Source organism: Streptomyces sp. NPDC006372, assembly GCF_040612515.1.
In the GTDB taxonomy this organism is placed as follows: domain Bacteria; phylum Actinomycetota; class Actinomycetes; order Streptomycetales; family Streptomycetaceae; genus Streptomyces.
Window position 1 is genome coordinate 1 of sequence record NZ_JBEXQJ010000042.1, and the last position, 11774, is coordinate 11774.

An 11774-nucleotide genomic window follows, 5' to 3' on the forward strand; every position below is an offset into this window, starting at 1 on the left:
CGTGATGGCCGGAGACGGGGTATCAACATATCTGGCGTTGACTTTTGGCACGCTGTTGAGTTCTCAAGGAACGGTCGCTTCCTTTGTACTCACCCTCTCGGGCTTTCCTCCGGGCGCTTCCCTTCGGTCTTGCGTTTCCGACTCTATCAGATCTTTCCGATCCGATTTCCTCGGTGCTTTCCAGGTTCCCGCTTCCGCGTTTCCCTTTCCGGCGGTTCCGACTCTATCAGATCCTTTCGGGCCTGATCCCCGGTCAGCGGGGTTTGTCTTCGCGGCTGTTGGGCCGTTCCGACGTGGTGAGACTTTAGCGGATTCCCCGGCTCCCGAGCGAATCGGGGGCCGCGTCCTTTCGAACGTGGATTCCTCATTCCGTAAATACGCACACCAATGAAACGACGACAGACGTGCTGCACGTCGAGTAGTGGTGAGTACCTGCGGATTGGCTGCCCGGGGACCGACCGGAGTCGGCGCTCACGTCGGGCAACTCGGAGAACACTACGGATGGGGGTTGGGCGTGTCAACTCGGGGGCGGGCGGCACTCCGGAGGCGTAGCCTGGGGTGCATGACGACGCGTACGTGTACCCAGCTGTGGTGGGCCGCCTGACGGCGGCCGTCCTCACGTATGCACTCAACGGCCGCCGCTTCGGCGGCCGTTCTTGTTTCTCCCTCCGACCACCGAGGGGCGGCCGCCGGGGCGGCGGTCCCGACCAGGAGGTGGAGGAGAGATGACACGGGTCTTCAGCGGGGTCAAGCCGACGGGGCATCTGACGCTGGGGAACTATCTGGGAGCCATGCGGCGGTGGGCCGACGTTGACCAGCATGAGGCCGACGCCTTGTTCTGTGTCGTCGACCTGCACGCGCTGACCGTGGATCACGACCCGGCGCGGGTGCGCAGGCTCAGTCGGCAGGCGGCGACCCTGCTGCTGGCGTCGGGGCTGGATCCGGAGTTGTGCACGGTGTTCGTGCAGAGCCATGTGGACGAACACGCCCGGCTGTCGTACCTGCTGGAGTGCGTGGCCACCGACGGTGAGATGCGGCGGATGATCCAGTACAAGGAGAAGGCGGCGCGGGAGCAGCGGCGGGGCGGGAGTGTGCGGCTGTCGCTGTTGACGTATCCCGTGCTGATGGCGGCGGACATCCTGGCGTACGGGGCCGGCGAGGTGCCGGTCGGGGACGATCAGCGGCAGCATGTGGAGCTCGCGCGGGATCTCGCGGTGCGGTTCAACCAGCGGTACGGGCATACGTTCGTGGTGCCGCGGGCCACGCGGCCGGGGGTGGCGGCCCGGGTGATGAATCTGCAGGATCCGGCGTCGAAGATGGGCAAGAGCGACGACGTCGGGCCGGGGATCGTCTATCTCCTGGACGAGCCGGACGTGGTGCGGAAGAAGGTCATGCGGGCCGTCACCGACAGCGGGCGCGAGGTCGTGTACGACCGGGAGACGCGGCCGGGGCTCGCGAACCTGCTGGAGATCCTGGCTGCCTGTACCGGTGGGGAGCCTGAGGAACTCAGTCGCGCCTACGCGTCGTACGGCGATCTGAAGAAGGACACCGCCGAGGCCGTGGTCGAGACGCTTCGGCCGCTGCGGGAGCGGCACCGGGAGTTTTGTGCGGATCCCTCTTATGTGGAGGGGGTGCTGGCGGCGGGTGCGGAGAAGGCGCGGGCGATGGCGCGGCCGGTCGTGGATGCCGCCTATCGCGCGATCGGGCTGCTGCCGCCGGTGGTGGACCCGGTGCTGAACGCGGCCCGGTAGGCGCGCGGGCTGGTGGCGAGGCGCGAGGCGAAGTGCTGGCGCATCGTGACCTCGCTGCCGAAGCCGGCGCGGCGGGCGACCTCGCGCATGGGCAGGTCGGTGCGTTCGAGGAGTTTCTGGGCCGCGGCGAGGCGCTGGTCCAGGAGCCAGCGCAGGGGGGTCGTGCCGGTGGCGGCGGTGAAGTGGCGGGCGAAGGAGCGCGGGGACATGCCCGCCTGGGCGGCCAGGTCGGCGACCGTCTGGGGTTCGTGGAGGTGGCGCAGGGCGTGTTCGCGTACGGCGGCGAGGGCGTCGGCGTCGCGGTCGAAGCGCGGGGTGGGGTGTTCGATGAACTGGGCCTGGGTGCCGGTGCGGAAGGGGGCCGTGACCATCGAGCGGGCGATGGTGGCGGCCGCTTCGGCGCCTTGGGCGCGACGGACGAGGTGGAGGCAGAGGTCGATGCCGGCCGCGGTGCCGGCGGCGGTCCAGATGTTGCCGTCCTCGATGAAGAGGGCGTCGGGGACGACGATGACCTCGGGGTGGTGGGTGCGCAGGAGGTCGACGAGGTTCCAGTGGGTGATGGCACGGCGGCCGTCGAGGAGGCCGGCTTGGGCGAGGGTGAAGGCGCCGCCGCAGAGGGCGGCGATGGTGGTGCCGCGGGTGTGGGCGCGGCGGAGAGCGTCGAGGACGGGGGCGGGCGCCGGGGTGAGGTGGTCGTCGAGGCCGGGGACGACGACGAGGTCGGCCTTCGGCAGCCAGGTGAGGGCGCGGTCGGGGAGGAGGGCGAGGCCGCCGCGCATGGGGATGGGGGTGGTGGTGTCGGCGGCGACTCTGCGCAGGTCGAAGGCGGGGGCGCCGCGGTCGGTGCGGTCGGTCCCCCAGACCTCGGTGATGACGGAGACGTCGAAGGCGCGGATGCCGGGGAAGGCGACGAGGGCGACGCGGTAGGCGTGGTCGGGCTCCACCATGGCGGCAGTAAACCATGGCAGCAACCCATCGATCGATGGCTTTCGAACCTCTGGAGCGGGGGTCGTTCCGGAAGCAGGATCGTGGGCATGGACATCGCGGAGAACGCAGCACTGGTGGTCGTGGACGTGCAGAAGGGCTTCGAGGAGCTGGACTTCTGGGGGGCGCGGAACAATCCCGGGGCCGATGAGAACATCGCCGCCCTCATCGACGTATGGCAGGCGACGGGGCGGCCGGTCGTCTTCGTGCGGCACGACTCGGTGAAGCCGGAGTCGCCGTTGCGGCGGGGGTATGAGGGGAACGGCTTCAAGGAGTACGTGGAGCGGCGGCGTGGGAAGGGGGCGGGGCCGGAGCTGTTCGTCACGAAGACGGTGAACTCGGCGTTTCTCGGGACGCCGGATCTGGGTGCCTGGCTGAAGGCGGAGGGGATCTCGCAGGTCGTGCTCGCCGGGATCCAGACGAACATGTGCGTGGAGACGACCGCGCGGATGGGCGGGAACCTGGGGTACGACGTGGTGGTGGCGTTCGACGCCACGTACACGTTCGGCCTTGAGGGGCCGTTCGGCTGGCGGCGGAGCGCGGAGGAGATCGCTCAGGCTTCCGCGGTGTCCCTGCACGGGGGCGGGTTCGCGCGGGTGGTGACGACGGAGGAGGTCGTGGGCGCGGCGGGGGTGTGACCCGCCCCCGGAGGGGTCAGTTGGTGGTGCCGGAGGCGAGGGCGCGGCTGCGGTCGCGGGCGGCTTCGAGGGCGGCGATGAGGGCGGCTCGTACGCCGTGGTTCTCGAGTTCGCGGATGGCGTTGATCGTCGTGCCGGCCGGCGAGGTGACGTTCTCGCGGAGTTTGACCGGGTGTTCGCCGCTGTCGCGGAGCATCGTCGCGGCGCCGATCGCGGACTGGACGATCAGGTCGTGGGCCTTGTCGCGGGGCAGGCCGAGGAGGATGCCCGCGTCGGTCATGGCTTCGACCAGGTAGAAGAAGTAGGCCGGGCCCGAGCCGGAGAGGGCGGTGCAGGCGTCCTGCTGGGACTCGGGGACGCGGAGCGTCTTGCCGACGGCGCCGAAGATCTCCTCGGCGTGGGCGAGGTGGTCGGCGGTGGCGTGGGTGCCGGCGGAGATGACGGACATGGCCTCGTCGACCAGGGCGGGGGTGTTCGTCATGACGCGGACGACCGGGGTGTCGGGGGCGAGGCGTTCCTCGAAGTAGGCCGTGGGGATGCCGGCGGCGCCGCTGATGACCAGGCGGTCGGCCGGGACGTGCGGGGCCAGCTCGGCGAGGAGGGTGCCCATGTCCTGCGGTTTGACCGTGAGGATCAGGGTGTCGGCGGTCTTGGCGGCTTCGGGGTTGGTGACGGGGGTGACGCCGTAGCGGGTGCGGAGTTCCTCGGCCCGTTCCCGGCGGCGGGCGGTGACCAGGAGGTCGGCCGGGTTCCAGCCGGCTCGGATCATTCCGCTGAGCAGGGCTTCGCCGATCTTGCCGGTGCCGAGGACTGCGACTTTCTGGGTCATGGCGCGGGGTGCCTCCGAGGGTGCGTCGTCCGGTGTCCATCCTCGCATCAGGGAGTGGGGGGCGGCTTCGGTGTCCGCTGGGCGGGATGGGTGTCCAGGGGGCCAGGGCCTGTCGGACAGGCCCTACGTCGTGCGGCGGCGCAGGGTGGCTGCTCCCAGGACGAGGACCAGGAGTGCGCAGCCCGCTACGACCAGGGCGTCGCGGACGAACGTGGCGGTCATGTCGGTGTGGCGGAGGACCTCGTTCATGCCGTCCACCGCGTAGGACATGGGGAGGACGTCGGAGAGGGCCTCCAGGGCCGGGTGCATGTTGTCGCGGGGCGTGAACAGGCCGCAGAGGAGGAGCTGGGGGAAGATCACCGCCGGCATGAACTGCACCGCCTGGAATTCCGAGGCCGCGAAGGCCGAGACGAAGAGGCCGAGGGCCGTGCCGAGGAGGGCGTCGAGGAGGGCCACCAGGAGGAGGAGCCAGGGGCTGCCGGTGACGTCCAGGCCGAGGAACCAGACGGCGAGGCCCGTGGCCAGGGCGGACTGGATGATCGCGAGGGTGCCGAAGGCGAGGGCGTAGCCGGCGATGAGGTCGCCTTTGCCGAGGGGCATGGCGAGGAGGCGTTCGAGGGTGCCCGAGGTGCGTTCGCGCAGGGTGGCGATCGAGGTCACCAGGAACATCGTGATCAGGGGGAAGATCCCGAGCAGGGACGCGCCGATGCTGTCGAAGGTGCGGGGGCTGCCGTCGAAGACGTAGCGCAGCAGGAACAGCATCACGCAGGGGATGAGGATCAGCAGCGCGATGGTGCGTGGGTCGTGGGTGAGCTGGCGCAGGACTCGGGCGGCTGTGGCGGTGGTGCGGGAGGTGTTGAGGGTTCGGGGGCTTGGTGGGGTGGGGGTGGGGATGGGGGTGGGGGTGGGCGTGGTGCTCATCGTGTCGTCTCCCTCGTCTTCGTCTCCCTGTTCGTCTCGGCTTTTTCTTTTGCCTTGTCCACCAGGTCCAGGAAGGCCTCCTCGACCGTTTCCGCGCCGGTGCGGGTGCGCAGGGCGTCGGGGGTGTCGTCGGCGAGGAGTTCGCCCTCGCGCATGAGGAGGAGGCGGTGGCAGCGCTCGGCCTCGTCCATGACGTGGGAGGAGACGAGGAGGGTCGCGCCGCGGCTCGCCGCGATGTCGTGGAAGAGGGTCCAGAGGTCGCGGCGCAGGACCGGGTCGAGGCCGACGGTCGGTTCGTCGAGGACCAGGAGTTCGGGGGTGCCGAGGAGGGCCACGGCCAGGGAGACGCGGTTGCGCTGGCCGCCGGAGAGGTTGCCGGCCAGGGCGTCCGCGTGGGTGGTGAGGTCGACGTCGGCTATCGCACGGGTGACGTGGTCGGCGCGGCGGTCGGCGTTTCGGCGGCCGGGGTCGAGGATCGCGGCGAAGTAGTGGAGGTTCTGGCGGACCGTCAGGTCGTCGTAGACGGAGGGGGCCTGGGTGACGTAGCCGATGCGGGTGCGCAGGGTGGGGTGGCCGGCGGGGTGGCCGAGGACGTCGAGGGTGCCGGTGACCTTGGCCTGGGTGCCGACGATGGCGCGCATGAGGGTCGATTTTCCGCAGCCTGAGGGGCCCAGGAGGCCGGTGATCTGGCCTCGGGGGACGGTGAAGCCGAGGGTGCGCAGGACGGTGCGGGGGCCACGGGTGACGGTGAGGTTCTGGGCGTGGACGGCGGGGGTGGGCGGGTCCGTGTCGGTGCCTGGGCGTGGCGGGCCAGGAGCGTTATTCATCATGCGATGAATAATGCTCCTGGGGGTGGTGTGCGTCAAGCAGGTGTCCTGGCGAGCAGGAGGATCACGTCGTAGACCTCGTCGACGTGGCCGTCGGGGAAGGCTCTGAGCAGGTGCTCGCGTTCCTCGGCGAGGAAGGACGCGGTGTGGTGCTCGCCGTGCACCAGGAAGACCGAGTGGCTGCCGAGGTTGGCGAGGTGGGTGTCGATCGGGATGCGGCGGCTCCAGCGGACCGTGCGGCGGGTGAAGTCGAGGTGGCCGGTGGGGTCGGCTGCGCGGGCGTTGACGTTGCGCTTCTCGGCGCTGATGTCGATGCCGAAGTGACGTGCCGTGCGGGTGGCGGACTCGGCGATCCACGGGACGTCGAGGGCGTCGGTGTTCCACCAGAGGGCGAGGGCGCCGCCCGGGCGCAGGACGCGGAGGGCCTCCGGGACGGCACGGGCCGGGTCGGTCCAGTGCCAGGCCTGGGCGTAGGTGAGGAAGTCGACGGAGGCGTGGGCGAGGGGGAGGTCGTCGCCCGTGCCGCGGACGATCGGGATGTCCGGGAGGGTGCTGCGGAACTGGGCCGCCATGCCGTCGCCGGGTTCCACGGCGAGGACGTTCGCGCCTCGGGCGTGGAGGAGGGCGGTGGCTATGCCGGTGCCGGCGCCGATGTCTGCGACGCGGGAGCCGGGGAGGGGGTGGTCGGCCAGGTCTTCTATCGCGTCGAAGAGGGCTGGGGGGTAGGAGGGGCGGTTGGCCGCGTACTGGGCTGCGGCGGTGTTGAAGGAGTGGGCTCGGGTGGTGCGGGTCGGGGTGGGGGTGTGGGCTCCGGTGGGGTGTGGGGCGGGGGGAGGTGTGGTCATACGGCCATGGTGGCCGGGGAGTGGGGGTGAGGGTGGTGAGATTTCGGTGAGAGGTGGCGGTGGGTGGGCGTTATGCCTGCGGCGGCCTGTGGCTGCTTCGGTGAGGGTGCGCGTAGCGCCTTCCGGGGTGCGGTGGGTCGGGGCCGCGCCGGGGGGTGTCCGTCCTCGGAACGGCGCGATGGGGTGTCATACCGACTCACTGGCGTTGACGCGCCAACCGCTGCGGGCGGACACCCCCCGACACGTCCCCTTCCGTGCGTACGCGAGTGCGGGCGGATCGTGGCTCCGCTTAGCTGCGGGCAGTCGTGCCGCTGGGGCGATGGGGTCCCCCTGCTCGAGCGAAGCCGAGAGCTTGGGGGAGGGTGGGCGCAGCGGCACCTCGTCGCGCCGAGCTGCGCACCCGCCCCGGCCCCAGCAGCAACGCGGGGTGCCTCAGGAGCAGCGCTGGCGTATGTACCCGTCGCTGCCGGTGTTCACGTAGCTGTCCGAGATGTACTGGCCGCTCGCGATGTTGTCCCAGATGTTCGTCGTGCCGTACGGGCCCGTGACCCAGGTGCCGGGTGTCTGGCAGTGGATCGCGACTCGGGAGCCCTCGGGCAGGACCTTGACGATCGGGTAGCCGGTGCCGGGGCCGCTGCGGACGTTGAGACGGACGCCGGGTGCGACCGAGAAGTACGTGGCGGCCGCGGCCAGTGTGCTGACCAGTGGTGTGCTGTGCTGGGCCTCTTCGACAGGCTCGACAGACATGACAAAACCTCCCCCGTTGAACCCCATGGCTGCCATGGGATCCCGTTGATTCCCCTACGTCACGCGATCAAACACCTGTGCGCGACTCGCCGGTGGAGGCTAGCAAGCCGCCTCTGTCCCGTACGAGTCATCGACTAGGCTCCGTGCGTCGCGCACGCGGACGAACAGGCACGGGGGTGGTCCCAATGGCGCCACAGCGAAACGCCGGAGCGGGCCCGGAAGCGGAACTTCCCGAGTACGCCGGTCACTACCGGCTGGAGTCGTGTCTGGGGTCGGGCGGCATGGGTGTCGTGCATCTGGCCCGCAGCACCTCCGGGATGAAGGTCGCCGTGAAGGTCGTGCACGCGCAGTTCGCCAAGGACCCCGAGTTCAGGGGGCGTTTCCGGCAGGAGGTGGCGGCGGCGCGGCGGGTCAGCGGGGCTTTTACGGCGCCTGTCGTCGATGCCGATCCCGAGGCCGGGCGGCCGTGGATGGCCACACTGTTCATTCCGGGTCCGACGCTCGCCCAGGAGGTGAAGCGGAACGGGCCGCTGAATCCGGCGCAGTTGCGTCGGCTGATGGCGGGGCTCGCTGAGGCGTTGCGGGACATCCATCGGGTCGGGGTCGTGCACCGGGATCTGAAGCCGAGCAACGTCCTGCTCGCCGAGGACGGGCCGAAGGTGATCGACTTCGGTATATCCCGGCCGGCGGACAGTGAGCTGCGGACCGAGACCGGGAAGCTGATCGGTACCCCGCCGTTCATGGCGCCCGAGCAGTTCCGGCGGCCGAGGGAAGTGGGGCCCGCGGCGGATGTCTTCGCGCTCGGGTCCGTGATGGTGCACGCGGCCACCGGGCGGGGGCCGTTCGACTCCGACAGTCCGTATGTGGTCGCCTACCAGGTCGTGCACGACGAGCCCGAACTGACCGGCGTACCAGAGGGACTGGCGCCGCTCGTGCTGCGGTGTCTCGCCAAGGAGCCCGAGGACCGGCCCTCGCCCGACGAGTTGATGCGGGAGCTGCGGTCGGTGGCGGCTTCCTACGACACGCAGGCGTTCATACCGGCGCAGCGGGTGGAGGAGGCGCGGGCCGAGGACGAGCCTTCGGTGGCGGTCGAGGCGCCGGTTGCCGAGCGGTCCGGTGGGCAGCGGCTGGCCCGGCTGCGGGTCGGCAAGCGGGGTGTGCTCGGGGCCGGGGGCCTCGCGCTGGCCGTCGCCGGTGCGCTCGTGTCGGTGTCGTTGCTGGGGGGCGATCCCGCTCCGTCGCCTGAGGTGACCGCCCCGCGGACCACTGCTGCCGCGTTCACGGCATGGGCGGCGACGCCGGTGTCGAAGGCGGGTACGCCGCAGTGCTCCTACGCGGCCGGGAAGTTGCTCTGTGCGCAGAGCGGGGTGGTCTTCGCACTGGATCCGGCGGACGGGCGGCTGGTGTGGAAGTACCGGTTGGACGGGGTCGCCGCCGAAGGGCCGCCGAGTGGGGCTCCGGTCGTGTCGGGTGGCCTGGTGCTGGCCGGGCTCGGCCATGGGCAGCGGCTGACCGCACTCGATCCGGGCTCGGGTGATGTGAGACGGCGGCAGGCCATGTCCATGTCGGGCGGGGTGCGGGCCGTGGGAGGGACGGTGCTGCTCACCGCGGCCGACGGCACGGTCACCGGTGTGGACAGTGCCTCCGGGGACGTGAAGTGGAGTCACCGGATCCCGGGGCAGGACGTGCCGTACTTCGTGTCCTTCCCGGGTGATCCGCTGGCGTACGCGGCGACCGCGTCCGGAGACGGGTCCGGGACGACGGTCACGGCGGTGGATCCCGGCACGGGCGAGGTGCGGTGGGACGCGCGGCTGGAGGGGGATCTGCAGCCTCTCGGGACCGTGGACGGGTCTGTCGTGTTCGCGGCCGTCGACGCCGTGCGCGGGGAGGCGCGGGCCGTGGTCCGGTACAGCCCGGGCAGTCGTACGACCGTGCGCGTGCCGTTGCGGATTCCCTTGCAGGGCGTCCAGGGCGGTGTGCGCGGGGACGTCGTGCATCTGATGGCGTCCGGTGGGGCGCTGGTCGCCGTCGATGTGAAGGCGCGGAAGCAGCTGTGGAGTCTGGAGACGGGTGTCGTCCGGGGGTCCACGCCGGTGTCGGACGGACGGTTCGTGTATGTGACGGCTCCGGACGGGCGGCTGCTGGCCGCCGATGCCCGGCGGGGCAAGCTCGTCGGGCAGACCCCGACGCGGTTGAGTGACCAGTCGGACCGGGTTCCGGCCTCGCTGCCCACGCCCGTGCTCGTGGACGACCATGTCTACGCCGGTGCCCCGGACGGCACCGTCTTCGCCGTGGACGGGCGTGATCCGTCCGCCTGGTAGCGGAGGGGGGTACAGGGGGCCGCCTGCTGAGGCAGCCCCCTGCGGGGTGCTCAGCCCAGCTTCGAGACGTCCCGCACCGCGCCCTTGTCCGCGCTGGTCGCCATCGCGGCGTAGGCGCGCAGGGCGGCGGAGACCTTGCGGTCGCGGTTCTTCGGGGCGTACACGCCGTTCAGCGCCTGGTCGCGGCGGGCCAGTTCGGCGTCGTCGACGAGCAGGTCGATGGAGCGGCCCGGGATGTCGATGCGGATGCGGTCGCCGTCCTCCACGAGGGCGATGGTGCCGCCGCCGGCCGCCTCGGGCGAGGCGTGCCCGATCGAGAGGCCGGAGGTGCCGCCGGAGAAGCGGCCGTCGGTGATCAGCGCGCAGGTCTTGCCGAGGCCGCGGCCCTTCAGGTACGAGGTCGGGTAGAGCATCTCCTGCATGCCGGGGCCGCCCTTGGGGCCCTCGTAGCGGATGACCACGACGTCGCCGTCGGTGATCTGCTTCAGCAGGATCTTCTCGACGGCCTCCTCCTGGGACTCGCAGACGACCGCCGGGCCCTCGAAGGTCCAGATCGACTCGTCGACGCCGGCCGTCTTCACCACGCAGCCGTCGACCGCGAGGTTGCCCTTGAGGACGGCGAGGCCGCCGTCCTTGGAGTACGCGTGCTCGACGGAGCGGATGCAGCCGCCCTCGGCGTCCTCGTCGAGGGCCTCCCAGCGCTCGGACTGGGAGAAGGCCTCGGCGGAGCGGACGCAGCCGGGGGCCGCGTGCCACAGTTCGACCGCCTTCGCGGACGGGGAGCCGCCGCGCACGTCCCAGGTCTTCAGCCAGTCGGCCAGGGACGGGCTGTGGACGGAGTGCACGTCCTCGTTGAGCAGGCCCGCGCGGTGCAGCTCGCCGAGGAGGGCGGGGATGCCGCCGGCGCGGTGCACGTCCTCCATGTAGTAGGTGCGGTTCTTGGCGACGTTCGGGGCGACCTTGGCGAGGCAGGGGACGCGGCGGGAGACCGCGTCGATCTCCGCGAGGCCGAAGGGGACGCCGGCCTCCTGGGCCGCGGCCAGCAGGTGCAGGATCGTGTTGGTGGAGCCGCCCATCGCGATGTCGAGGGCCATCGCGTTCTCGAAGGCCGCGAAGGTGGCGACGTTGCGCGGGAGGACCGTCGCGTCGTCCTCCTCGTAGTAGCGGCGGGTGATGTCCATGACCGTGTTGGCCGCGTCGACGTAGAGCTGCTTGCGCGCGGTGTGCGTGGCCAGGACCGAGCCGTTGCCGGGGAGGGAGAGGCCGATGGCCTCGGTCAGGCAGTTCATCGAGTTGGCGGTGAACATGCCGGAACAGCTGCCGCAGGTCGGGCAGGCGTTCTCCTCGATGCGGAGGATGTCCTCGTCGGAGATCTTGTCGTTGACGGCGTCGGAGATCGCGTCGACCAGGTCGAGGGTGCGGACCGTGCCGTCGACGAGGGTGGCGCGGCCGGACTCCATCGGGCCGCCGGAGACGAAGACCGTGGGGATGTTGAGGCGGAGAGCCGCGTTCAGCATGCCCGGGGTGATCTTGTCGCAGTTGGAGATGCAGATCAGGGCGTCGGCGCAGTGGGCCTCGACCATGTACTCGACCGAGTCGGCGATCAGGTCGCGGGAGGGGAGGCTGTACAGCATGCCGCCGTGGCCCATCGCGATGCCGTCGTCGACGGCGATGGTGTTGAACTCGCGCGGGATGCCGCCGGCCTCGACGATCGCCTCGCTGACGATCCGGCCGACCGGCTGGAGGTGGGTGTGGCCCGGGACGAACTCGGTGAAGCTGTTGGCGACCGCGATGATCGGCTTGCGGCCGATGTCCGCACCCGGTACACCGGAGGCGCGCATAAGGGCGCGGGCGCCCGCCATGTTGCGACCGTGGGTGACTGTGCGGGACCTCAGCTCGGGCATCGTCGCT

10 protein-coding genes are annotated in these 11774 nt (G+C 70.8%); 3 read left to right on the forward strand and 7 right to left on the reverse strand.

Translation table 11 applies throughout. The annotated features are described in order from the left end of the window. Positions 1 to 725: 725 nt before the first annotated feature. Positions 726 to 1751 (forward strand): tryptophan--tRNA ligase, encoded by a 1026-nt coding sequence (gene trpS, locus ABZ016_RS37400; RefSeq protein ID WP_356921203.1) that lies wholly within the window; start codon positions 726 to 728, stop codon positions 1749 to 1751. Here trpS and ABZ016_RS37405 read toward each other — a convergent pair. Next, the gene (locus tag ABZ016_RS37405) at positions 1691 to 2698 is read right to left on the reverse strand and encodes a helix-turn-helix domain-containing protein (RefSeq protein WP_356921204.1); all 1008 of its coding nucleotides are present in this window, start codon (positions 2696 to 2698) and stop codon (positions 1691 to 1693) included. The genes trpS and ABZ016_RS37405 overlap by 61 nt on opposite strands. An 87-nt stretch (positions 2699 to 2785) precedes the next feature. Here ABZ016_RS37405 and ABZ016_RS37410 point away from each other — a divergent pair, with 87 nt between their 5' ends. Next, positions 2786 to 3373, forward strand: coding sequence for a cysteine hydrolase family protein (locus ABZ016_RS37410; RefSeq protein WP_356921205.1), 588 nt, complete (start codon positions 2786 to 2788; stop codon positions 3371 to 3373). 16 nt (positions 3374 to 3389) lie between these two features. On the opposite strand, the gene proC is transcribed toward ABZ016_RS37410, so the two are convergent. The 5 genes from proC to ABZ016_RS37435 form a co-directional block, all read right to left on the reverse strand. After that, entirely contained in the window at positions 3390 to 4202 is an 813-nt protein-coding gene (gene proC / locus ABZ016_RS37415) for a pyrroline-5-carboxylate reductase (RefSeq protein ID WP_356921206.1), read from the reverse strand. A gap of 123 nt (positions 4203 to 4325) precedes the next feature. Next, positions 4326 to 5123, reverse strand: coding sequence for an ABC transporter permease (locus ABZ016_RS37420; protein ID WP_356921207.1), 798 nt, complete (start codon positions 5121 to 5123; stop codon positions 4326 to 4328). Continuing rightward, positions 5120 to 5953 carry an ABC transporter ATP-binding protein gene (locus ABZ016_RS37425; RefSeq protein WP_356921208.1) on the reverse strand — a complete coding sequence of 278 codons (834 nt, stop codon included), beginning with the start codon at positions 5951 to 5953 and terminating at the stop codon, positions 5120 to 5122. Before ABZ016_RS37425 ends, ABZ016_RS37420 begins: the two co-directional genes overlap by 4 nt. Before the next feature lie 32 nt (positions 5954 to 5985). Then, positions 5986 to 6795, reverse strand: a complete 810-nt coding sequence (locus ABZ016_RS37430) for a class I SAM-dependent methyltransferase (protein ID WP_356921209.1) — start codon at positions 6793 to 6795, stop codon at positions 5986 to 5988. 432 nt (positions 6796 to 7227) lie between these two features. Further along, positions 7228 to 7542, reverse strand: a complete 315-nt coding sequence (locus ABZ016_RS37435) for an SH3 domain-containing protein (protein ID WP_356921210.1) — start codon at positions 7540 to 7542, stop codon at positions 7228 to 7230. A 185-nt stretch (positions 7543 to 7727) separates the two neighbouring features. Here ABZ016_RS37435 and ABZ016_RS37440 point away from each other — a divergent pair, with 185 nt between their 5' ends. After that, entirely contained in the window at positions 7728 to 9863 is a 2136-nt protein-coding gene (locus ABZ016_RS37440) for a serine/threonine-protein kinase (protein ID WP_356921211.1), read from the forward strand. Positions 9864 to 9913: 50 nt separating this feature from the next. Here the strand turns inward: ABZ016_RS37440 and ilvD are convergent, their stop codons facing one another. Then, on the reverse strand, positions 9914 to 11767 hold the full coding sequence (gene ilvD / locus ABZ016_RS37445) for a dihydroxy-acid dehydratase (RefSeq protein ID WP_356921212.1): 1854 nt from the start codon (positions 11765 to 11767) through the stop codon (positions 9914 to 9916). Positions 11768 to 11774: the final 7 nt, after the last annotated feature.